The 23,034-nt window shown below is 62.7% G+C and carries 21 protein-coding genes; 8 read left to right on the top strand and 13 right to left on the bottom strand.

The features are described 5' to 3' along the window. Positions 1–62: 62 nt before the first annotated feature. Together C5F70_RS03680 and pap are read right to left on the bottom strand one after the other, a co-directional pair. Entirely contained in the window at positions 63–1,247 is a 1,185-nt protein-coding gene (locus C5F70_RS03680; protein ID WP_046483950.1) for a thiolase family protein, read from the bottom strand. A 92-nt stretch (positions 1,248–1,339) separates the two neighbouring features. Beyond that, on the bottom strand, positions 1,340–2,857 hold the full coding sequence (gene pap / locus C5F70_RS03675) for a polyphosphate:AMP phosphotransferase (RefSeq protein ID WP_017845862.1): 1,518 nt from the start codon (positions 2,855–2,857) through the stop codon (positions 1,340–1,342). Between the two features lie 141 nt (positions 2,858–2,998). Between pap and mnmC the strand changes: the two genes are divergently transcribed. From mnmC to C5F70_RS03650, 5 genes are all read left to right on the top strand, one after another. Continuing rightward, positions 2,999–4,984: a bifunctional tRNA (5-methylaminomethyl-2-thiouridine)(34)-methyltransferase MnmD/FAD-dependent 5-carboxymethylaminomethyl-2-thiouridine(34) oxidoreductase MnmC gene (gene mnmC, locus C5F70_RS03670; protein ID WP_046382582.1), complete on the top strand. Its 1,986-nt coding sequence runs from the start codon at positions 2,999–3,001 to the stop codon at positions 4,982–4,984. Between the two features lie 284 nt (positions 4,985–5,268). Further along, on the top strand, positions 5,269–7,041 hold the full coding sequence (locus tag C5F70_RS03665) for an N-acetylglutaminylglutamine amidotransferase (protein WP_104902736.1): 1,773 nt from the start codon (positions 5,269–5,271) through the stop codon (positions 7,039–7,041). Between the two features lie 3 nt (positions 7,042–7,044). Then, positions 7,045–8,790 (top strand): N-acetylglutaminylglutamine synthetase, encoded by a 1,746-nt coding sequence (gene ngg, locus C5F70_RS03660; RefSeq protein ID WP_046483957.1) that lies wholly within the window; start codon positions 7,045–7,047, stop codon positions 8,788–8,790. Positions 8,791–8,865: 75 nt separating this feature from the next. After that, positions 8,866–10,050 (top strand): osmoprotectant NAGGN system M42 family peptidase, encoded by a 1,185-nt coding sequence (locus C5F70_RS03655; protein ID WP_017845858.1) that lies wholly within the window; start codon positions 8,866–8,868, stop codon positions 10,048–10,050. A gap of 59 nt (positions 10,051–10,109) precedes the next feature. Continuing rightward, entirely contained in the window at positions 10,110–10,337 is a 228-nt protein-coding gene (locus tag C5F70_RS03650; protein WP_003236706.1) for a YheU family protein, read from the top strand. A 9-nt stretch (positions 10,338–10,346) separates the two neighbouring features. Here C5F70_RS03650 and csrA read toward each other — a convergent pair whose 3' ends face one another. Then, positions 10,347–10,544 (bottom strand): carbon storage regulator CsrA, encoded by a 198-nt coding sequence (gene csrA / locus C5F70_RS03645; RefSeq protein WP_017845857.1) that lies wholly within the window; start codon positions 10,542–10,544, stop codon positions 10,347–10,349. Positions 10,545–10,713: 169 nt separating this feature from the next. Continuing rightward, positions 10,714–11,529 carry an SDR family oxidoreductase gene (locus C5F70_RS03640; protein ID WP_046382578.1) on the bottom strand — a complete coding sequence of 272 codons (816 nt, stop codon included), beginning with the start codon at positions 11,527–11,529 and terminating at the stop codon, positions 10,714–10,716. 331 nt (positions 11,530–11,860) lie between these two features. Here C5F70_RS03640 and C5F70_RS03635 point away from each other — a divergent pair, with 331 nt between their 5' ends. Further along, positions 11,861–12,013, top strand: coding sequence for a DUF3309 family protein (locus C5F70_RS03635; protein WP_010208879.1), 153 nt, complete (start codon positions 11,861–11,863; stop codon positions 12,011–12,013). A gap of 54 nt (positions 12,014–12,067) precedes the next feature. Here C5F70_RS03635 and C5F70_RS03630 read toward each other — a convergent pair whose 3' ends face one another. The 5 genes from C5F70_RS03630 to C5F70_RS03610 form a co-directional block, all read right to left on the bottom strand. After that, positions 12,068–14,155, bottom strand: a complete 2,088-nt coding sequence (locus C5F70_RS03630) for an LTA synthase family protein (RefSeq protein ID WP_046483963.1) — start codon at positions 14,153–14,155, stop codon at positions 12,068–12,070. 353 nt (positions 14,156–14,508) lie between these two features. Next, positions 14,509–14,700 (bottom strand): PLDc N-terminal domain-containing protein, encoded by a 192-nt coding sequence (locus tag C5F70_RS03625; protein WP_010567448.1) that lies wholly within the window; start codon positions 14,698–14,700, stop codon positions 14,509–14,511. A gap of 67 nt (positions 14,701–14,767) precedes the next feature. After that, positions 14,768–15,298: a hypothetical protein gene (locus C5F70_RS03620; RefSeq protein WP_046483965.1), complete on the bottom strand. Its 531-nt coding sequence runs from the start codon at positions 15,296–15,298 to the stop codon at positions 14,768–14,770. Between the two features lie 41 nt (positions 15,299–15,339). Beyond that, positions 15,340–15,855, bottom strand: a complete 516-nt coding sequence (locus tag C5F70_RS03615; RefSeq protein WP_017845853.1) for an ankyrin repeat domain-containing protein — start codon at positions 15,853–15,855, stop codon at positions 15,340–15,342. Between the two features lie 111 nt (positions 15,856–15,966). Further along, on the bottom strand, positions 15,967–17,793 hold the full coding sequence (locus C5F70_RS03610; RefSeq protein WP_104902735.1) for a long-chain-acyl-CoA synthetase: 1,827 nt from the start codon (positions 17,791–17,793) through the stop codon (positions 15,967–15,969). A gap of 395 nt (positions 17,794–18,188) precedes the next feature. On the opposite strand from C5F70_RS03610, the gene C5F70_RS03605 reads away from it, so the two are divergent. After that, on the top strand, positions 18,189–18,467 hold the full coding sequence (locus C5F70_RS03605) for a DUF3509 domain-containing protein (protein WP_016970113.1): 279 nt from the start codon (positions 18,189–18,191) through the stop codon (positions 18,465–18,467). A 55-nt stretch (positions 18,468–18,522) separates the two neighbouring features. Here C5F70_RS03605 and C5F70_RS03600 read toward each other — a convergent pair whose 3' ends face one another. The 4 genes from C5F70_RS03600 to aroC form a co-directional block, all read right to left on the bottom strand. After that, positions 18,523–18,789 (bottom strand): response regulator transcription factor, encoded by a 267-nt coding sequence (locus C5F70_RS03600; protein ID WP_017845849.1) that lies wholly within the window; start codon positions 18,787–18,789, stop codon positions 18,523–18,525. Positions 18,790–18,999: 210 nt separating this feature from the next. After that, on the bottom strand, positions 19,000–19,530 hold the full coding sequence (locus C5F70_RS03595) for an acireductone dioxygenase (RefSeq protein WP_104902734.1): 531 nt from the start codon (positions 19,528–19,530) through the stop codon (positions 19,000–19,002). Beyond that, entirely contained in the window at positions 19,527–20,690 is a 1,164-nt protein-coding gene (locus C5F70_RS03590) for an MFS transporter (RefSeq protein ID WP_017845847.1), read from the bottom strand. The genes C5F70_RS03595 and C5F70_RS03590 overlap by 4 nt, the downstream gene beginning before the upstream one ends. A gap of 52 nt (positions 20,691–20,742) precedes the next feature. Beyond that, complete coding sequence (gene aroC / locus C5F70_RS03585) at positions 20,743–21,834, bottom strand: chorismate synthase (RefSeq protein WP_104902733.1); 1,092 nt, start codon at positions 21,832–21,834, stop codon at positions 20,743–20,745. A 142-nt stretch (positions 21,835–21,976) separates the two neighbouring features. On the opposite strand from aroC, the gene C5F70_RS03580 reads away from it, so the two are divergent. Beyond that, positions 21,977–22,939 carry an alpha/beta hydrolase gene (locus C5F70_RS03580; protein ID WP_104902732.1) on the top strand — a complete coding sequence of 321 codons (963 nt, stop codon included), beginning with the start codon at positions 21,977–21,979 and terminating at the stop codon, positions 22,937–22,939. The last annotated feature ends 95 nt before the right edge of the window (positions 22,940–23,034 follow it).

Genomic DNA, 23,034 nt, shown 5'->3' with positions numbered 1-23,034 from the left:
AGTACACGGATTGGGATACGGCACTGTACAAGTGCGGGAGCCGGCCTGCCCCCACAGTGGGCTCAGCGCACAGCTTCGAACAGCCCGGTCGCCCCCATGCCGCCGCCCACGCACATAGTGACGATGCCGTAACGCAGATTACGCCGCTGCAACTCACGCACCAGGTGCCCGACTTGCCGCGAGCCGGTCATGCCGAACGGGTGGCCGATGGAGATCGAGCCGCCGTTGACGTTGTATTTGGCATTGTCGATTTCCAGGCGGTCGCGCGCATACAGGCACTGGGAGGCGAACGCCTCGTTGAGTTCCCACAGGTCGATATCCGCCACCTGCAAGCCCTTGGCCTTGAGCAACTTGGGCACCGAGAACACCGGGCCGATGCCCATCTCATCGGGCTCGCAGCCAGCCACGGCAAAGCCACGGAAAAACGCCTTGGGCTTGAGCCCCAGGGCCAGGGCTTTTTCCAGGCTCATCACCAGGGTCATCGAGGCGCCGTCGGACAATTGCGAAGAGTTGCCCGCGGTCACCGAGCCGTCTTCGGCAAACACCGGCTTCAAGCCCTGGAGACTGGCCAGGGTGGTGTCGGGGCGGTTGCAGTCGTCGCGCTCGACCACACCGTCGAGCACCTGCACGGCGCCGCTGTTCTTGTCCTCGACGGCGTACTTGACCGCCATCGGCACGATTTCATCGTTGAACAAGCCATCGGCCTGGGCCTGGGCGGTGCGCTGCTGGCTTTGCAGGGCATACCGGTCCTGGTCCTCGCGGCTGACGTGATAGCGGCGCGCAACGATTTCGGCGGTCTGGCCCATGGGAAAATAGAGGCCCGGCACCTGCGCTTTGAGCAACGGGTTGATAAGGTTGTCGGTGTTGACGCTCTTCATGGTCAGGCTGATGGACTCGACGCCGCCGGCGACAATGATATCGCTGCAGCCCGAGGCGATCTGGTTGGCCGCGATGGCAATCGCCTGCAAGCCCGAGGAACAGAAACGGTTGAGGGTCATCCCCGCCGTGCCGGTGCCCAGTTGCGACAGCACCGCGACGTTGCGCCCGATGTTGTAGCCCTGGGCGCCCTCGTTGGAGCCCGCGCCGACGATGCAATCTTCCACCGTGGCCGGGTCGATGCCGTTGCGTGTCAGCAGCGCGTTGACGCAATGGGCCGCCATATCATCCGGTCGGGTCTGGTTGAACTTGCCGCGAAAGGACTTGGCCAGGCCGGTTCGCACGCTGTCGACGATCACTACTTCACGCATGGGGCTACCTCGATCTTGTCGTTGTTGGGAGAGCACTCGAGAATAAATCCAGGCCCGCCCAACCGCGATGATCATTCACCCCGCCTATAGGCCTACTTCTTCTTGCCTTTCTGGTCGTGCTTGTCGGACTGGGCGAACGCCTCCTCCAACGCCAGGTTGATAGTGCGCAACACCTTGACCCGCGCCCAGCGCTTGTCATTGGCTTCGACCAGGGTCCACGGCGAGACCTCGGTGCTGGTGCGGTCGACCATATCGCCCACGGCGGCACGGTATTCGTCCCACTTCTCGCGGTTGCGCCAGTCGTCGTCGGTGATCTTGAAGCGTTTGAACGGGATCGCTTCACGGGCCTGGAAGCGCTCCAGTTGGGTCTGCTTGTCGATGGCCAGCCAGAACTTGACCACGATCACTCCGGCATCGCGCAGTTGCTCTTCGAAATCATTGATCTCGCCATAGGCGCGCATCGAGTCCATCGGGGTGCAGAAGCCTTCGATGCGCTCCACCAGCACACGGCCGTACCAGGAGCGGTCAAACACGGTGAACATGCCCCGTGCCGGAATCTGCCGCCAGAAACGCCACAGGTAAGGCTGGGCGCGCTCGTCTTCGGTGGGCGCGGCGATCGGCACGATGCGGTACTGACGAGGGTCGAGGGCTGCGGCGACCCGGCGGATCGCGCCCCCTTTGCCGGCCGCATCGTTGCCTTCGAATACCGTGATCAACGCGTGCTTGCGCATGCGCTTATCCCGCATCAGGCCGGAAAGACGCGCCTGCTCGGTGATCAACTGCTCTTCGTAGTCTTCTTTTTCCAGGCTCAGGGTCATGTCGAGACTGTTGAGCAGGCTCACTTGGTCCACGGCCGCCGGCAACGGCGCCGGGTTCATCCCGCTGACTTTGCCCTTGGGTTGTCTCAGGGCGTTTTGCAGGCCCTCGAGCAGAATCTTGCCGACGGTGAGACTGCGGTAATTGCTGTCGACCCCTTCGATCACATGCCAGGGCGCGTAGTCGCGGCTGGTGCGACGCAGCATACGTTCGCCGAAGTGAACGAACTTGTCGTAGGTCTTGGACTGCTGCCAGTCCAGCGGGCTGATCCGCCAACTGTGCAGCGGGTCGTCGGCCAGGGCCTTGAGCCGCGCCTTCATCTGTTTCTTGGACAGGTGAAACCAGAACTTGAAGATCACCGCGCCTTCGTCGCAGAACATCTTCTCCAGGCGTTCGGCGCCGGCGATGCCCTGGTCGAGCCGGGCGTCCTTGATTTCGCCCTGCACCCGGCTCTGCAGCATCTGGCTGTACCAGTTGCCGAAGAACACCCCCATGCGACCTTTTGCGGGCAACTGCCGCCAGTAACGCCAGGCAGGCGGGTGGGCCAGTTCTTCGTCGGTCTGCTGGTCGAAGGTACGCACTTCGATCAGACGCGGGTCCATCCATTCGTTGAGCAGTTTGACCGTCTCGCCCTTGCCGGCACCTTCGACGCCGTTGATCAGGATGATCACCGGGAAACGTTTCTGCTGTTGCAGCTCGAACTGCACTTCCAGCAAGGCTTCGCGCAGGGCCGGTACTTCGGTGTCGTAAGTGTCTTTGTCGATGGCATGACCGATTTCAGCGGATTCGAACATGAGCAGCTCCGTTTCAAGATCGCTCAAGACTAGCGGATTGAGCAGCAACACGCGGGAGGAAATTCCACGTGCGCTTGCCGTGGGTCAATTCATTGCCGGTTGATCGGCTAGAATGGCCACCTTGCCTTTGCCGAGTCGCCCATGAACCCTGTAACCCACGCCCAGCTCGACTGGGATGACCAAGGTCGCCCGCATTCGCGGGTCTTCGACGATGTGTACTTTTCCGACCAGTCGGGCCTTGAAGAAACGCGCTATGTGTTCCTCGAACAGAACCGTTTGCAGGCACGGTTTGCCGCCTTGCCGGCGGGCGGGCGCCTGGTGATCGGCGAAACCGGGTTCGGCACCGGGCTGAATTTTCTCTGCGCCTGGCAGTTGTTCGAACAACACGCGGTGGCCGGCGCGCGCCTGCATTTTGTCAGCGTGGAAAAATACCCGCTGAGCCACGCCGACCTGCAACGCGCCCTACTCCTCTGGCCGGAACTGCAGCCGTTCGCCGCGCAATTGCTGGCGCAGTACATCGCCATCCACCCAGGCTTCCAGCGCCTGGTGCTGGATAACGGCCGCGTGACCTTGACCCTGCTGATCGGCGACGCGCTGGAGCAGTTGCCGCAGTTGGATGCGCAAATCGACGCGTGGTTTCTCGACGGTTTCGCCCCGGCGAAGAACCCCGACATGTGGACCGCCGAGCTGTTTGCCGAACTGGCGCGCCTGGCGGCCCCGGGGTCGACCATCAGCACCTTCACCAGCACCGGCTGGGTACGACGCCTGATCAATGCCGCCGGGTTCAAGATGAAGCGCACGCCGGGCATCGGGCATAAATGGGAAATCCTGCGCGGTGAATTCCTCGGCTGGCCGGCCGAGACGCCGTTGCCTGCCGCGGGTAAACCGTGGTTCGCCCGCCCGGCGCCGCTGCACGGCGAACGCAGCGCCCTGGTGATCGGCGGCGGCCTGGCCGGCTGCACCACGGCGGCCAGCCTCGCCGCGCGCGGCTGGAACGTCAGCCTGCTGGAACGCCATGCCCGCCTGGCCGAGGAAGCCTCGGGCAACCCGCAAGGGGTGCTGTACCTCAAGCTGTCGGCCCACGGCACCGCCCTTTCGCAATTGATTTTGAGCGGGTTCGGCCACACCCGGCGCCTGCTCGAACACCTGCACCGGGGCGTCGACTGGGACGGTTGCGGCGTGTTGCAACTGGCGTTCAACGCCAAGGAAGCCGAGCGCCAGGCACAGCTGGCCGCGGCGTTTGCGCCCGGCCTGCTGCAGCCGTTGGACCAGGCCCAGGCTCAAGCGCGCGCCGGGGTGGCGCTGGAACACGGCGGGCTGTTTTTCCCCGAAGGTGGCTGGGTACACCCGCCGGCCTTATGCGAATGGCAAGCCCGGCACCCGTTGATCAACGTGCTGACGCATCACGAGGCGCTTGAGTTGCAACGAGTCGACGGGCAATGGCAAGCCCTGGCCGGCGACACCCTGCTGGCCAGCGCCACGGTGGTGGTACTGGCCGGCGCGGCCGAGATCAAGCGGTTCCCGTTCAGCGCCGAGCTGCCCCTCAAGCGCATTCGCGGGCAAATCACCCGCCTGGCGCAAACCCCAGACAGCCAGGCGCTGGCCACCGTGGTCTGTGCCGAGGGCTACGTAGCTCCGGCGCGTCTCGGCGAGCACACCCTGGGCGCCAGCTTCGACTTCAAGAGTGACGACCTGACGCCGACAGTCGCCGAGCATGTCGGCAATCTGGAGATGCTGCAGGAAATCTCCGTCGACCTGGCCCACCGCTTGAACGCCGACACACTGGCCGCCGATCAGCTCGAAGGGCGCGCCGGGTTCCGCTGCACCAGCCCGGACTACCTGCCGATTATCGGGCCGCTGGCCGATCGCGCCCTCTTCGACCAGGCCTACGCCGCGCTGCGCAAGGACGCCCGTCAGCCCCCCGAAGCCGAGTGCCCGTGGCTCGACGGCGTGTACATCAACAGCGGCCACGGCTCACGCGGCCTGGTGACCGCGCCGCTGTGCGCCGAACTGCTGGCGGCCTGGCTGGACGATGAACCCCTGCCGCTGCCCAGAAGCGTGGCCGACGCCTGCCACCCCAATCGATTCGCCGTGCGCGCGTTGATTCGCGGCACCGGCGGGTCATAACAACGGCGCGGTCAAGCGTCCGAGCGACACACTGTTGGCCCTCTTCAAACAGCCGGTCCACAACGGCAAACCGCGCAAAACTTGTATATTCACCAAGCCTATTTACCACCCGCAAATCCGCCGCCACACGCGGCGCAGGCTCACGTCCGAACAGTCAAGGCGGTTTGCCTTATAACAGATTGATCTAAAACTCCACTGATAGCCGTGTGTCAGTTTCTGGGTACGCGCCTTTTGGGCGTATTGAGTATTGACCCCTCCCCAACGGAAAAACCGGTAAGGAATTTATGTGCGGATTAGCTGGAGAACTACGTTTCGATGCCCAACCTGCCGACCTGGCTGCGATTGAGCACATCACCCATCACTTGGCCCCACGCGGCCCCGACGCCTGGGGCTTCCATGCCCAGGGGCCGATTGCCCTGGGCCATCGACGCCTGAAAATCATGGACCTGTCGGACGGTTCTGCCCAACCGATGGTCGATGCACAGCTGGGGTTGTCCCTGGCCTTCAACGGCGCGATCTATAACTTCCCGGAACTGCGCCAGGAGCTCGAAGCCCTGGGCTACGCCTTCTATTCCGGCGGCGACACCGAAGTGCTGCTCAAGGGCTATCACGCCTGGGGCGAAGCTCTGCTGCCCAAGCTCAACGGCATGTTTGCGTTTGCGATCTGGGAGCGCGATGCCCAGCGTCTGTTCATCGCCCGTGACCGTCTCGGCGTGAAGCCTTTGTACCTGTCGCGCACCGGCCAGCGCCTGCGCTTTGCCTCGACATTGCCGGCCCTGCTCAAGGGCGGCGATATCAACCCGGTGCTCGATCCGGTGGCGCTCAACCACTACCTGAACTTCCACGCCGTGGTGCCCGCCCCGCGCACGCTGCTGGCCGGCATCGAAAAACTGCCGCCAGCCAGCTGGATGCGTATCGACGCCCACGGCAACACCGAGCAGAAAACCTGGTGGACCCTGCCTTACGGGCCGCGTGAGGATGAGCAGCACCTGACCCTCGAAGACTGGACCGAGCGCGTACTCGACAGCACCCGCGCAGCCGTGGCCATCCGCCAACGCGCCGCGGTGGATGTCGGCGTGCTGCTGTCCGGCGGCGTCGATTCGAGCTTGCTCGTCGGCTTGCTGCGCGAGGTCGGCGTGCAGGACCTGTCGACCTTCTCCATCGGCTTTGAAGACGCCGGTGGCGAACGCGGCGACGAGTTCCAATACTCGGACCTGATCGCCAAGCACTACGGCACCCGTCACCACCAACTGCGCATCGCCGAGGGCGAGATCATCGAGCAACTGCCGGCGGCGTTCCGCGCCATGAGCGAGCCGATGGTCAGCCACGACTGCATCGCCTTTTACCTGCTCTCGCGGGAAGTGGCCAAGCACTGCAAAGTGGTGCAGAGCGGCCAGGGCGCCGATGAACTGTTCGCCGGTTACCACTGGTACCCGCAGGTGGACGGCGCCAGCGACCCGTATGCGGCGTACCGCGAAGCGTTTTTCGACCGCAGCCATGACGACTACGCAGCCACCGTCGCGCCGAAATGGCTGACCGCCAATGACGCCGCCGGCGACTTCGTGCGCGAGCATTTCGCAATGCCGGGCGCGGACGCGGCCGTGGACAAGGCGCTGCGCCTGGACAGCACGGTGATGCTGGTCGACGACCCGGTCAAGCGCGTCGACAACATGACCATGGCCTGGGGCCTGGAAGCGCGCACACCGTTTCTCGACTACCGCCTGGTGGAACTGTCGGCCCGCGTACCGGGCAAATTCAAATTGCCCGATGGCGGCAAGCAGGTCCTCAAAGAGGCGGCGCGTCGGGTCATCCCGAGTGAAGTCATCGACCGCAAGAAAGGTTACTTCCCGGTGCCCGGCCTCAAGCATTTGCAGGGCGATACCCTGAACTGGGTCCGCGAGTTGCTGCTGGACCCGAGCCAGGACCGCGGCCTGTTCAATCCGGCCATGCTCGACCGCTTGCTCACCGACCCACACGGTCAACTCACCCCGCTGCGCGGCTCCAAGCTGTGGCAACTGGCGGCGCTGAACCTGTGGCTCAGCGAACAAGGAATCTGATCGATGAAACCTCTCGCAGCGGCTTACAGCCAACGCTTGCTCAAAGGCCAGGCGCCGACCTACGAGCGCCTGCAAGCGCGCCTGGCCGAAGACGGCAGCCCACTGGCCGCCGAGCCGATCGCGGTGCATTGCGGCTGGGGCCGGTTGTTGATCGGCCACACGTTTCCCGACCCGGCCAGCCTGGCCGAGGAACTGCTCAACGAGCAGGCCGGCGAGCGCGACATCGCACTGTACGTGGCGGCGCCCCAGCAGATCCTCGGGATCGATCCGCAGCAACTGTTCCTCGACCCGTCCGACACCTTGCGCCTGTGGTTCTCTGACTATCGTCCGTCGACCCGCGTGTTTCGTGGCTTCCGTATTCGCCGCGTCCAGACCGCGGCCGATTGGCAGGCGGTCAACCAGCTCTACCAGGGACGCGGCATGCTGCCGGTCGACGCCGAGCGCCTGACGCCCCGCCACGCGGGCGGCCCGGTGTATTGGCTGGCCGAGGACGAACACAGCGGCGCGGTGATCGGCAGCGTGATGGGCCTCAACCATCAAAAAGCCTTCCACGACCCGGAACACGGTTGCAGCCTGTGGTGCCTGGCGGTCGACCCGCACTGCACGCGCCCAGGCGTTGGCGAAGTGCTGGTGCGCCACCTGGTGGAACACTTCATGAGCCGTGGCCTGAGCTACCTGGACCTGTCGGTGCTGCACGACAACCGCCAGGCCAAGAGCCTCTACGCCAAGCTCGGCTTTCGCGCCCTGGCCACCTTTGCGATCAAGCGCAAGAACGGCATCAACCAGCCGCTGTTCCTCGGCCCGGGCCCGCAGGCGGGGTTCAACCCCTACGCGCGGATCATCGTCGAAGAAGCCCATCGCCGCGGCATCGACGTGCAGGTAGACGACGCCGATGCCGGCCTGTTCACCCTCAGCCATGGCGGGCGCCGCGTGCGCTGCCGTGAATCGTTGAGCGACCTGACCAGCGCCATCAGCATGACCCTGTGCCAGGACAAAAGCCTGACCCACAAGGTGCTCAAGGGCGCCGGATTGAAACTGCCGGCGCAACAGCGGGCGGGCAGCGCCGACGACAACCTGGAGTTCCTCGACCAACACCAGCGCATCGTGGTCAAACCGCTGGATGGTGAACAGGGCCAGGGCGTGGCGGTGGACCTGCAGACCATCGAAGAGGTGCAACAGGCGATTGAAGCAGCGCGTCAGTTCGACAGCCGGGTCTTGCTCGAAAGCTTCCACGAAGGCCTGGACCTGCGCATCCTGGTGATCGGCTTCGAGGTGGTCGCCGCGGCGATCCGCCGCCCGGCCGAAGTGGTCGGCGACGGCCAGCATTCCATCCGCGCCCTGATCGAGGCGCAAAGCCGCCGGCGCCAGGCCGCCACCGACGGCGAAAGCAAAATCCCGCTGGACGCCGAAACCGAACGCACCCTGCACGCGGCCGGTCATGACTACTCCAGCATCCTGCCCCGTGGCGCGCAATTGGCCGTGCGCCGCACCGCCAACCTGCACACCGGCGGCTGCCTGGAAGACGTCACCGGCATCCTCCATCCGACGCTGGTCGACGCCGCCGTGCGCGCCGCGCGTGCCCTCGACATCCCGATGGTCGGCCTCGACCTGATGGTGTCGGCCGCCGATCAACCGGAGTACGTGTTTATCGAAGCCAACGAACGGGCCGGGCTGGCCAATCATGAACCGCAGCCAACGGCAGAACGGTTTGTCGATTTGTTGTTTCCGCACAGTCAGCCCAGCGCCTGAACGAAGTATTGCCTGGGCCGGCGCCGCTCCACCCTCATCGAAACCATCGATGCCCTCAACCCATCAGGAGTTTCCATGACCCGAACCCTCCCCGAACCGGACCTCAACTACCTGCAAAAAGTGCTGCTGGAAATGCTCGCCATTCCCAGCCCGACCGGGTTTACCGACACCATCGTGCGCTATGTCGCCGAACGCCTGGAAGAACTGGGCATCCCCTTTGAAATGACGCGCCGCGGCACCATCCGCGCCACCCTCAAGGGCCAGAAAAACAGCCCCGACCGCGCAGTGTCGGCGCACCTGGACACCATCGGCGCCGCCGTGCGCGCGATCAAGGACAACGGTCGCCTGACCCTCGCTCCGGTGGGCTGCTGGTCGAGCCGCTTCGCCGAGGGCAGCCGCGTCAGCCTGTTCACCGACAACGGCGTGATCCGTGGCAGCGTGTTGCCGCTGATGGCTTCCGGGCATGCGTTCAACACCGCCGTGGATGAAATGCCGGTGAGCTGGGACCATGTCGAACTGCGCCTGGACGCGTACTGCGCCACCCGCGCCGATTGCGATTCCCTGGGGATCGGCATCGGTGACTATGTGGCGTTCGACCCGCTGCCCGAGTTCACCGAGAGCGGGCATATCAGCGCGCGTCACCTCGACGACAAAGCCGGTGTCGCCGCGCTGCTCGCCGCCCTCAAGGCGATCATCGACAGCGGCGAACCCTTGCTGATCGACTGTCACCCGCTGTTCACCATCACCGAGGAAACCGGCAGTGGCGCGGCCGCCGCCCTGCCCTGGGACGTCAGTGAGTTCGTCGGCATCGACATCGCCCCGGTCGCCCCCGGCCAGCACTCCAGCGAACACGCGGTCAGTGTGGCGATGCAGGATTCCGGCGGGCCGTATGACTATCACCTGTCGCGCCACCTGCTGCGCCTGGCGGCGGATAACGACCTGCCGGTGCGCCGCGATCTGTTTCGTTATTACTTCAGCGACGCGCACTCGGCGGTCACCGCCGGCCACGACATCCGCACCGCCCTGCTGGCGTTCGGGTGCGATGCGACCCACGGCTACGAGCGCACCCACATCGACAGCCTCGCGGCCCTCAGCCGGTTGTTGAGCGCTTACATTCTCAGCCCGCCGGTGTTCGCCAGCGACGCGCAACCGGCGCAAGGGTCACTGGATCGGTTCAGTCATCAGATCGAACACGAGACCCAGATGGAGAGCGATACCCGCGTGCCGTCGGTGGACAGCCTGGTCGGCCAGAAGTCCTGACACTGGCAACAACGGTCCCGGCGCAGTAGCATCGCCGGGACTTAACCCCAGAGGCTTGTATGCTGATTCCCTACGACGCACTTGAAGTCGACACCCTGACCCGCCTCATCGAAGACTTCGTGACCCGCGACGGCACCGACAATGGCGACGACACGCCCCTGGAAACCCGCGTACTGCGCGTGCGCCAGGCACTGACCAAGGGCCAGGCATTGATCGTCTTCGACCCCGACAGCGAGCAATGCCAGTTGATGCTCAAGCACGATGTGCCCAAGCACCTGTTCGACTGAAGGTGCAGTTCAGGGATTGGGCAGCGGATGGCTGGCGGTGTCCTGGCGTTCGACGATCTTCTGGTACACCTCGGCGCGGTGGACCGACACCTCGGCCGGGGCTTGAACCCCGAACTTCACCTGGGAACCGTTGAGTTCGAGGATGTGCAAGGCGATGTCATCGCCGATGGAAATGATTTCGCCTACGGTGCGGCTTAAGACCAGCATGGCGGTTGTCCTTTTCGAGTGACAGGACCCCGACCTTGCGCGCTTGGGTGATGCTCAGCAACGGCTTGCGGTCAAATCAGGCACCACCTACAACAGTAGGTAACTTGCCTGACAGACCACATGTTTTTTTGCGCCGAGCCCCGCTCCGAGATTTACGACAGTGCCCCACTCAGCCTTTAATCGCCTGGGCCTTGGCGCGCATTTTGTCGGCCATCACGGTCATCTCGTCATACAGCAACTGCGGGTTTTTCTGCTTCAACGCCCAAGCCATCCGCCCTTGCTCGTGGGGCAGGATCATGAACTCGCCCTCGGCCACCCGCTGATAGATGTAATCGGCGATATCCGCCGCCGAGATCGGCGAGCTTTCCAGCAGCTTGCCCACCTGCGCCTTCATCGCCGGGGTCGGCCCACGGAACGAGTCCAACAGGTTGGTCTGGAAGAACGACGGGCACACCACGTGAACCCCGATTTCCTGTTGTTTGAGTTCCACCAGCAGGCTCTCCGACAACGCCACCACGCCCGCCTTGGCCACGTTGTAGTTGCTCATCGCCGGCCCTTGCATCAGCGCCGCCATCGAGGCGATGTTGATGATGCGGCCCTTGCTCTTTTCCAGCAGCGGCAGAAAGGCCTTGCAGCCCTTGACCACGCCCATCAGGTTGATTGCGATCTGCCAGTCCCAGTCTTCCAGCGACAGTTCCGCGAAGAACCCGCCGGAGGCCACGCCGGCATTGTTGACGATCACATCGATCCCGCCCAGCTTGACCTCGCAGGCCTGGGCAAAGGCGGTGAGCTGGCTGTAGTCGCGCACATCGCAGCGCTGGACAAAGCCATCGCCACCCGCCTCGCGCACCAACCTGAGAGTCTCTTGCAAGCCTGGCTCGCTGACATCCGACAAGGCCAACTGCCAACCCTCGCGGGCCCAGCGCAGCGCGATTTCGCGACCCAGGCCGGACCCGGCACCGGTGATCATCATGCGATTTTGCATAGGAAAATAGCCTTGTGGTTCACAGAAGAAGTGATCGGCAGTGTAGCGAAGGTTTTTCCTACACCCACGCACCATCCAATTGATGAATGCCCCGAGCAAACCACGGGCCGGGTCGGATACCACGGCACGCCCTAAGTTCAATCTTTTTCAACTAAGCGCAGGCATTCAGCGACGCATTAAAAGAAATAAGCAGGTCTTCGAAATGCTTTAAAAAAACACGGAATTTTCTGCGAAGCGGCACAGTCGGAGTTATTAAGGCGTCCGCGATTAAACCCACGGGCCTAACTTTAAACAACCGGTCCTTGCAGAAGGCCTATAAGGAAATACAATTATGAGCCTCATTTTAATCATCATCCTGATTCTCCTGTTGGTCGGCGGTTTGCCAGTGTTTCCGCACTCCCGTAGCTGGGGTTATGGTCCGTCGGGTATTCTCGGCGTAGTCCTGGTGGTGCTGCTGGTGCTGTTGTTACTCGGCAAGATATAAACGCCGGGCAAAAAAAGAGGCCTTCATGAAGGCCTCTTTTTTATTGCCGGTCAATCAGTCCGGCTTGCCATCGACAACACCGGCGGTGTTATCCAGCAAACTTTTGGTCGCGGTCTGCAGGAACGATTCGAGCTTCTGTTTCAGCCCTGCCTCGTCCGGCGATTCCGCGATCACTTTACCGGTCGGCTCGGCGCCCAGTTCGTATTCCCACAGCTTCGGTGGCATTTCCTTAGGCAATACCAGCACGCGGTCGCCGGTGATCAGCGCCACGGTCTGATCGCTGCCCGAAGGCTTGATCACGCCGAAGCCCTTGTCGCCTTCCGGCAGGTTGAGCAGGTCACGCCCCCAGCACTGGTGCAGGGTGTCGCCACCCAGACGGCCCATGATGGTCGGCACGATGTCGATCTGGGTGCCCACGGTGTGGTCACGCACGCCGAACTTCTCTTGCATGCCCGGAGCAATCATCAGCATCGGCACGTTGAAGCGGCCCAGGTCCATCTCGGTGATCTGCTGCTCGTTGCCGAAACCGTGGTCGCCCACGATCACGAACAGGGTTTCCTTGAAGTACGGCTCCTTGCGGGCCTTTTCAAAGAACTGGCCGAGGGCCCAGTCGGAGTAGCGCATCGCCGTCAAATGCTCGTTGAGGCTGCCACGGTCGGTGACTTTCTCCACCGGCAACGGGGTCGGCAAGGCATACGGCGTGTGGTTGGACAGGGTTTGCAGCAGGGCGTAGAACGGCTTGCCGCCTTCACGCGCTTTCAGTTCTTCCAGGCCACGGTTGAACATGTCCTGGTCGGACACGCCCCAGGTCGGGTCGGAGAACACCGGGTCGACAAAGTCGTTGCGGCCGATGAAGTTGGTCATGCCCTGGTTGCTGAAGAAACCCGACTGGTTGTCCCAGGCGAAATCGCCGTTGTAGACATACACGTCGTCAAACTTGCGCGCACTGAGCAGCTGCGGCAGGCCCGACAGCTTGTGGCTGCCTTCCGGGGTCTGCATCAGGTATTCGAAACCCGGCAGGTTCGGGAAGCACGCCATGGTGGCAAACATACCCTGGTGGGTGTGGGTGCCGTTGGAGAAGAAGCGGTCGAACAGCAGGCCTTCCTTGGACAGTTTGTCGAAGTACGGCGTGATATTGCCCGGACGCCCCAGGGCGCCCACCGAGTGACCGGCGAAGCTCTCCATCAGGATCACCACGACGTTCTTGATCGGCAGGGTTTTCTCGGCCGGTGGCGTGAAATCACGGCGCACGGCGGCGGTGTCGGTATCCACCAGCTTCTCTTGCGGCAACACCAGCATGTCGCGCACGGTCTGGGTGGCCAGTGGTTGTTCCAGGGTAGCCTTCCAGATGTTGGTGCGTTCTTCGGAGAAGCGCGACTTGGCCGCGGCGATCAACGACAACGTGCCATTGAGGCCCAATTGGTTGGCGAAGTTCGAGTCGGTGGTGTAGACGTCACCCCAACGCAGCGGCGGGCCCTGGCGCAGGGTGCCGCGAGCGGCGACCACGGCGACCAGCAGGCACACCACAAACACCGCGATGCGCGAATACCACGGCGCCACCTGGCGGGTGCCGATACTGCCGCCGCTGAACGGGCCGCGTGGGCGCGTCGCCCGGTCGGCGCCCTTGAAGGCCACGCTCAGGATCAGCGTGCCGACGGCCCAGGCCAGCAGGTAGCGCACCACCGGGAAACCGTACCAGAGCATGCTCATCACGGTTTTCGGGTCTTCCTTCACGTACTGGAAGACCAGGCCGTTGAGGCGCTGGTGGAATTCGCGGTAGAAGTCCATCTCCATCAGGCCCAGGAACAGCGCGATGCTGGAGGCAAGGGTCAGCCAGAAACGGAAGAACCCCCGCGCGGCCATGGCCCGCACGCTGAACAGTGACAGCAGCAAGGGGATCGTCAGGTACACCACCAGGCGAATGTCCAGGCGCAGGCCGTTGGCGAACGCTTCCAGGAAGGTCGAGGCCGGTGTATCGAGGATCATCTCGCGGTTGTAGGCCAGCAGCGCCAGGCGCAGCAGGGAGAACATCACCATCATGACCAGTGCACAAAGCAGCGTGTATGCCAGATGGGATTTGACGGTCGGTTGCAGCAGGCGATTAGAAGCTCGCTGCTGATTCAGGGCGTCCGGGTTAGCCATGTCGTTTCAGGACCCATTGGAGGTTTAAGTTGCGAAAAAGAGTGCAGTGGCGTCCGGCCCTCGCCCAGGCTGGCTGGGGTAGGCGGTAAACGCGATGGCGCAAATGGTGCCCGATCACTGCCGGCAACGCCATTAATTACTGAACGCGTGCCGCAAACCTGCAACTGGCGGTGCTTGAGATAGAGCCGTTGCAGGGAGATAAAGCCGGCGAATTGTCTTGGATGAGATGTGAAAATTTCGTACAGCGAATATTTCGACACACAATATCAAGGCATTTGCTGAAACCATTGTGGGAGGGGGCAAGCCCCCTCCCACATTTTCCGTGCCCGCTTCAGCTTGAGTGAAGCTGGAGCTCAGAACCGCACGTTGCCCCGCGGCCCGGCAATCGCCCAGATGATCAGGCCCAGGACCGGCAGCAGCAGGATCAACAGAATCCACAACACCTTGGCACCGGTGCTCGCGCCGCTTTTGAACACATTGATGATCGCCCAGATATCCAGCGCGAGGATGATCAGCCCGACCAGACCGTTGAAAGTGGAACCCATGGTGTCGCTCCTAAGTGAGGGCATGCCCTTGTAGGATAGCCAGCCCTGGCCGGGGTTCCGTTTTATTTCAGACGTGGACCGCGACCCGCAGGGCTTCCAGGGACGGTTCGCCGTGGATGCCGACTTCGGCGCACAGTTCCAGCACGCGCGGCAGGTCGTTGCCGAACACCAGCACGGCCTGGATCTCGTCATCCAGCGGCTGGCTGAAGTTCAGCAACACATAACCACCGTCTTGCGGGCTGAGCGCACTCATCTGGATCTGGATGCGATTGAGCGCGGTGAGGGCTTCGGTCTTGGCCAGTTGCTTGGGCTTGAGGTTGAACGCCACGCCGGGGCCGAACGAGGCGACGATCTGCGCAAACAGGTCGCCATAGGTGTCGGCCTGGAACAGCACCGTGTCCGGCAGGCTGCCGACCACCACCCACTCGCCCAGCGGAATCGGGAAAGTATCGTCGTAGTTGATGTCCGGGTTCGCCGCCAGAAAGGCCACCGGGTCGGCGTAGGCCTGCGCCGCTTCCTCGGCGATGCGCGCCACCTCGTCGTCGCCCATGACGCCGGCGCTGATTTTACGGATGAGTTCGACGAGGGCGTTTTTCATGAAGGGGTCCTGTGGCGGGCGGGTTTTCGAGGGCGCGTAGCCTACACCAGTTTCTGCAACTGCGCCGCCGTATCCACCGCACCCATGGTCTGTGCCGCGGCCAATGCCGTGGCGCCCTGGGCGTCGGCAGTCTTGGGGTTGGCGCCCTGGCTGAGCAGGTAGTCGACCATTTCGACGCGGTTGAACATCGCGGCCATCATCAATGCCGTGCGGCCGTCGGAGGACGACGCGTCAACCGGCGCGCCGCCTTCGATCAGCGCCTTGACCACGGGCAAGTTGCCCTTGAACGCCGCGCCGGCGATCGGCAGTTGATGCTTGTCGTTGGCGATCTGTGGGTCGGCCTTGAACTCCAGCAGCACTTTGACCGCGTCGGCGTGGCCGTGATAGGCGGCCAGCATCAGCAAGGTGTCGCCATTGTGGTTACGCAGGTTGGCTGGCAAGCCCTTGGCCAGCAGCGCGGCAAGCAAGGCGGCATCGCCTCTGCGCGCGACGTCGAAGACCTGCTCGGCAAATTCGGCGGCTTCGTCTTCGGTCATTTGTTTGGCATGGTCTGACATGTGGGGGCTCCTTGTCGGGTACGGCTTCGGGTACTGAAGAGTAGGCGCCCAGTGTCGCGAGGGAGTTCCCCACTGTCATGTTTTTTTTGTCAACAGCCACCATAGGCAGAATCAATAGCGGAACTGTCCGCCCTGGATCTGCGCCAACAATTGCCCGGTGACCGGCACATAGCAATCCGAACCGGGCAGCCAGGCGTAGACCGGGTCGTTGCCGGCCTTGGCCGGGTCGAACGCTTCTTCCTTGAGCCGCACTTTCTGGTATTTGAACGTGCCCGTTGTCTCCATCTTCATCTTGATCCGCAGGAACAGCGGCACCGCATAGTGCGGCAACTGGCCATGAGCGAACTGCAGCAACTCGCGCATATCCAGGGCGGCCAGGGATTCGCTGGGGGTGATGGCGACCATGCCGGCGCGGCCATTGGTGTTTTCGATCTCGACACCGTAGGCCACCACTTCGGCGATCTGCGGGTGTTGCAGCAGGATGTTCTCGACCTCGGTGGTGGAAACGTTTTCGCCTTTCCAGCGATAGGTGTCGCCCAGGCGATCGACAAATTGCGCATGGCCGAAACCGATGCTGCGCAGCAAATCGCCGGTATTGAAGTAGCGGTCGCCCTTTTCGAACACGTCGGTCAGCACCACCTTGCGGTTCTTTTCCGGGTCGGTGTAACCGTCGAACGGGGCCTTTTCATCGATCCTCGCCAGCAACAGGCCCTCCCCGCCCGTTTGCACCTTGCGCATGAAACCATCGGCGCCACGCAGCGGCTCACCGTTGTCGTGGGCGTAGTCCACCAGCGCCCAGCGCTGCAGGCAGAAGCCGATGGTGTTGTCGAAATTCAACACATTGGTGAAGCCGATATTGCCGTCACTCGCGGCATACAGCTCACAGATATGCTCGACGCCAAAGCGTTGCTTGAACTGCGCCCATACACCGGGCCGCAGGCCATTGCCGACCATCTTGATCACCCGGTTGTCACGGTCTTGGGCGCTGGCCGGCTGGTCGAGCAGGTAACGGCACAGCTCACCGACATAACCCAGGGTGGTCGCGTTGAACTTGCGCACATCGCCCCAGAACTGGCTGGCGCTGAATTTGCGGCGAATCGCGAACCCCGACGCGCCGACGATCGCCGAGCCCCAGCACACGCAAAGGCCGGTGGCGTGGTACAGCGGCAAGGTGCAATACATGACGTCGGCGGGGCCCATGTCGAGGGCGATGCTGGCGAAGCTGACCGCGGTTTTGGTCCAGCGGCCATGTTTCATGATGCCGGCCTTGGGCAAGCCCGTGGTGCCGGAGGTATAGATATAGAAGCACGGGTCGTTGAAAAAGATCTGCCGGGAACTGGCCGGGTTGTCCAGCGCGCACTCGGCGCTGGCCGCCATCAGGTCGACATAGCCGGCAGGCACCGCGCTGCTGGGTTGATCCGCGACAAACCAGGTGCGATCGGCCGCGATCACCACTTGATCGCGCACCGCTGTGTAGGCCTCCACCAACTCCGCTCCCACCACAATCGCCACCGGGTTGACCAGATTCAGGCTGTGTACCAGCGCCGCCTGGGTTTGCGAGGTATTGAGCATGGCGCAGATGCCGCCCAGCTTGGCCACGGCCAGCACGTTGAGCAGCAATTCGGGGCGATTTTCAATAAACAGCGCCACCACATCGCCTTTGCGGATGCCCTGGCTCCGCAGGTGGTGGGCGATGCGGTTCGCACGCTGGTTGGCATCGCGGTAACTGAGCACGCTGTCGCCGTACAACAACGCCGCGCCGTCAGGGTTGCGCAGAGTGGCTTGCTCAAAATGCCAGCCCAGGCCACAGGGTTGCGCGGGGTCGGTGACATTCGCGGCACGCATGCCGCGGACCACCCGTGGCAAGGCGCGGACGATGGCGGGCACCTTACGCAGCAGCATGCTCCAGGTAATCATGTCGTTTTGCGGATGGCGCATGGAGGAACGTCCTTTTTCTTATTCTTCGTCGGGGCCAGAAACTCCGGCATTTTTTGTAGGCAGGAAGCCAAATGCTCAGGGGAAAATACGCCAGCGGTTCTTCGGCTGTACACGCGGGATTTGAAATGTTTTGTATCCCGAAGCCGCAACCGCCCCACAGGGAATTTTGCGACACATCGGCAGTCCCTATCAGTGACGAGGCGCCCGCCCGGCCGGATCGAGTAGCGCAAAATGCAGGATGCATGATGGCCATTCATGCAATTTGCACGAAATCAAAAATCCTGACTTTTTACAAGTTATTGATTTTTAAAGACTTTATATAAAATCGTGAGATGGCACAATCACTGCACCTATCACTCCATGCTTGCCAACTTGAGCCAACGGAGCTGATAGACATGAGCCTGATCCAAGATAAATTCGCCTCAGTATTCTCCCAATACGACGTCACCACTCAGCCACGGCCGGACGGCGGTATCCTGCTGACCCTGCGCAACAGCGAAGGCAAGCAGGTCAAGCGCTCGATTTCCTACCAGCAACTGCACACAGCCGATCAACTCACCTGGGTGATCAGCGCCATTCGCCGCGACCTGGCCGAACAAGCCAGCGAACTGCCGCAGATTTCCATGCTGCAGAGCCAGAACCGCTTTGCCCTGCCGACTTACCATTCGGCCTAAGACACACAAAAAAGGGCCGCGACGCCATCCAGCGTCGCGGCCCTTTTTCATGGGTTCAGGACAGGCCCAATCGGGCGGCTTCATTCATCGCTTGTACACGATTGCTGACTTGCAACTTGCCATAGATGTTACGCAGGTGGAATTTCACCGCGGCTTGGGACGTTTCACGAATCCGGCTGATTTCCCAGATGGTCTTGCCTTCGGAGGCCCAGCGCAAGATCTCCAATTCGGTCGGAGTCAGGGGCTTGCCGGACAGGGCCAAGCGTTTTCTGACATCGGTGGGCACGCTCAACGGCGCACCTGACGCCTCTGGATCACTCATCGCTTTCTCTCCTTATTGTTGGCTGATGCTTATCGCCTTTCGGATTCCTCCTATTGACAGGCGATACAAACATTAAGACCGGAGAGAGTTACATAATGGAGCGCGTCAAAGCGTAAGGCCGGCGATAAACAGCCAGGCCTTACAGATAAATAAGCTTCTTCCCACAACAACTTCCAACTCGTCGGGGTTGAAGATTCAAGTCGATTAAGCCTAGTCATCCAACCCAGGGAAACCAGCGGCGATATCGTCCCCGCTGAATTCAGGCACCCCGCCGCCTGCCGCATGGGACAGGCGCAGCGTCACAAAATGTGGGTGCTCGCCCATATCGAACCAATGGGGCATGCCGGCCGGGATCAGCAGCAGGTCATTTTTTTCACAGCGCACGCCGTACACATAGTCACCAATGTGCAAGGCAAACAGGCCTTGGCCGGCGATGAAAAAGCGCGCTTCATCTTCGCTGTAACGCCGTTCGGCAAGGAACTGATCGCGCAATGCCGCCTTCTGCGCAGGATCGCCGGGGGCATGCAGCACCTCGACGCAGGCGTAGCCGAGGGCGTCGATGCGTGGCTGGTACGCCGCGATCATGGTGGCGTCGTCCGCGCTTTTTTCAATAACGGCGGGCTGCCAGCGCTCGAATCGCACGCCATGCTCGGCCAGGGTCGACGCGATATCGTCGAAGTGGGTCAGGACTTTGTTCGGTGTATCCGGTGTGGCGACGTGGTAAACGGCTACATAACTCATAGGACGGTTCCTTGGTTCTGCTCGTGCAATCGAAAACCGATGATAAGGGCGGCGGCCAGGGCCGCGACGCTGGCGATACTGAAGGTCAGGGCCGGCCCCAACAGGTTCCAGCTGTAACCGGCGTACAGCGCGCCAAGCGCGCCGCCGGTGCCGGCCAAGGCCGCGTATAACGCCTGGCCCTGACCTTGCTGGCGGGCGCCGAAGCTGCGCTGCACAAAGGCAATCGCCGCCGCATGAAAACTGCCGAAGGTAGCCGCGTGCATCACCTGCGCCAGCAGCAGCACCCAGAAAAATTCCGCGAACGCGCCCAGCAACAACCAGCGCAGCGCCGCCAACAGGAAGCTCGCCAGCAGCACCCGGCGCACCGAGAAACGCGTGAGGATGCGGCTCATGCCCAGGAACATCAACACTTCCGCCACCACCCCAAGGGCCCACAGCATGCCGATCACGCCACGGCTGTAGCCCAAGTGTTCCAGGTGCAGGGTGAGAAAGGTGTAATACGGGCCATGGCTCATTTGCATCAACGCCACGCAGGCGTAAAACGCCAGGACACCGGGGCTGCGCAACTGCTTGAGGAAGCCCTCGCCGGCCAGGCGGGGGCCGTGGTTCGCCGGCTGCGCATTCGGCACCCACAGGCTGGCACCGATGATCCCGGCCATGATCACCACGACCACCACCGGGTAGATATCCAGGCTCAGCCAGTCGAACAGGCGGCCCATGATCACCACCGTGAGGATGAAGCCGATGGAGCCCCACAGGCGGATCTGGCTATAGCGCGAGGTCTGCTTATGCAGATGGGCCAGGGTGATCACTTCAAACTGCGGCAGCACCGCATGCCAGAAAAACGCATGCAGGGCCATGACCAGGGCCAGCCAGGCATAGGTCTTGCTGACGAAAATCAACGCAAAACTCACCAGCGTACACAGTGCGCCCACACGCACGATGGCCAGGCGCCGGCCGGTATAGTCGCCCAGCCAGCCCCACAGATTGGGGGCCACGCAGCGCATCAGCATGGGGATGGCCACCAGTTCGCCGATACGCGCGCTGGAGAACCCCAGGTGATCGAAGTACAGCGCCAGGAACGGCGCCGTGGCCCCCAGCAGGGCGAAGTAGAAGAGGTAGAAGCTGGAGAGTCGCCAGTACGGAAGTGCTGGAGTCATGCAAGAGGCCGCTTTGCGGCAAGGCGCGAGCAAGCTCGCGCGCCACACACCGTCACAACTGGCCCAGTACCGGAGTACTCACGCGCACATCGGCGTTTTGCCCACGGTTGCGCAGCAGGTGGTCCATCAACACGATCGCCATCATCGCTTCGGCGATCGGCGTGGCGCGGATGCCGACGCACGGGTCGTGACGGCCCTTGGTGATCACGTCCACCGGGTTGCCGTGTACATCGATCGAACGGCCCGGGGTGGTGATGCTCGACGTGGCCTTGAGCGCCAGGTGCGCAACGATCGGCTGGCCGGAGGAAATACCGCCGAGGATGCCGCCTGCATTGTTACTGAGGAAACCCTGCGGGGTCAGTTCGTCGCGGTGCTCGGTGCCGCGCTGGGACACGCAGGCGAACCCGGCGCCGATTTCCACGCCTTTGACGGCGTTGATGCTCATCAGCGCGTGGGCCAGCTCAGCGTCCAGACGGTCGAAGATCGGCTCGCCGAGACCCGGTTTCACGCCCTCGGCGACCACGGTGATTTTCGCCCCGACCGAATCCTGGTCGCGGCGCAACTGGTCCATATAGGCTTCCAGCTCCGGCACTTTGTCCGGGTCCGGGCTGAAAAAGGCGTTGTCGTCGACGCTGTCCCAAGTCTTGAACGGGATTTCGATCGGGCCCAGCTGGCTCATGTAGCCACGGACGACGATGTCCTGGGTCGCCAGGTATTTCTTGGCGATGGCCCCGGCAGCCACGCGCATTGCGGTTTCGCGGGCCGAGCTGCGGCCGCCGCCACGGTAGTCGCGCTCGCCGTATTTGTGGTGGTAGGTGTAGTCGGCGTGGGCCGGGCGGAACAGGTCCTTGATCGCCGAGTAGTCCTTGGACTTCTGGTCGGTGTTGCGGATCAACAGGCCGATGGCGCAGCCGGTGGTGCGACCTTCGAACACACCGGAGAGGATCTCGACTTCATCGGGTTCCTGGCGCTGGGTGGTGTGGCGGCTGGTGCCGGGCTTGCGGCGGTCGAGGTCACACTGCAGGTCTTCCAGGGACAGCTCGAGGCCGGGCGGGCAGCCGTCGACAATGGCGACCAACGCCGGGCCATGGCTTTCGCCCGCGGTGGTGACAGTGAACAGCTTGCCGAAGGTATTGCCGGACATGCAGGGCGCTCCGTGAAATCAGTTGTAATCACTCAGCGGTGATAACCAAGCGCACCAGTATACGCGGGCCAACCGACTAGTTCATCCTCGAAACCTTACCGGTAGACGTTGGTCGAACCGGCACCTCCTGAATAATGGCCCGATGATGCTTCGAGTTTTGCTGTTTACCCTCACCCTGTTCACTGCCGTAGCCCATGCCGCGTCCTCCGTGGTGTTGCAACGGCCCATCAGCCTCGACACCGGCAGCGGCGAGCTGTTCGGCTCGCTGCTGCTGCCGCAGTCCGACAAACCGGTGCCGGTGGTGCTGATCATTGCCGGCTCCGGCCCGACCGACCGCAACGGCAACAGTGCCGACGGCGCGCGCAACGACAGCCTCAAGCGCCTGGCCTGGGTGCTGGCCCGGCATAACATCGCCAGCGTGCGCTATGACAAGCGCGGCGTGGCGGCCAGCCTGGCCGCCACGCCCGATGAACGCGACCTGACCCTCGACGCCTACGTGGCCGACGCTGTGGCCTGGGGCAAGCTGCTCAAGGCCGACAAGCGCATGGGCCCGCTGATCGTGCTGGGCCATAGCGAAGGCGCGCTGGTGGCAGCCCTGGCGGCACCGCAACTCGACCCGGCCGGGGTGATTTCCCTGTCGGGCAGTGCCCGCCCGGTCGACCAGGTGATCCGCCAGCAACTGGCCGGTCACCTGCCCCCGGCCCTGCAGTTGCGCAGCAATGAAATCCTCGATCACCTCAAGGCCGGCCAAGTGGATACCGATGTGCCTGGCCCGCTTGAAGGGATTTTCCGACCCAGTGTGCAACCGTATCTGATCAGCCTGTTTCGCGCCGACCCGTCGGCCGCCTTTGCCAGACTGCACATGCCCGCGCTGATCATCCAGGGCACCAACGATATCCAGGTGGGTGTGGGCGATGCGCGGCAATTGAAGAACGCCAAGCCCGATGCCGAGCTGACGGTGATCGAAGGCATGAACCATGTGATGCGTATCGTGCCCAAGGAGGTGAAGCAACAGTTGGCGTCCTACAACGACCCGCGATTGCCCCTCGCCGCCGAGCTGGAAACCTGCCTGGTTGGCTTTATCGACGGACTTCAGCCCCGTTAACCGACTAATTGCCTCCAGTACTGGGAAAAACGGCCGATAAGCCGAAAGTCGACAGCAAAAAGCCTGTCGACTGGCTGGGCTAGGACAGGATCGCG

This window comes from Pseudomonas sp. LH1G9 (assembly GCF_002949975.1).
Taxonomy (GTDB): domain Bacteria; phylum Pseudomonadota; class Gammaproteobacteria; order Pseudomonadales; family Pseudomonadaceae; genus Aquipseudomonas; species Aquipseudomonas veronii.
The sequence above is the reverse complement of the archived record's forward strand: the minus strand, read 5'-3'. Positions and strand labels throughout refer to the sequence as shown.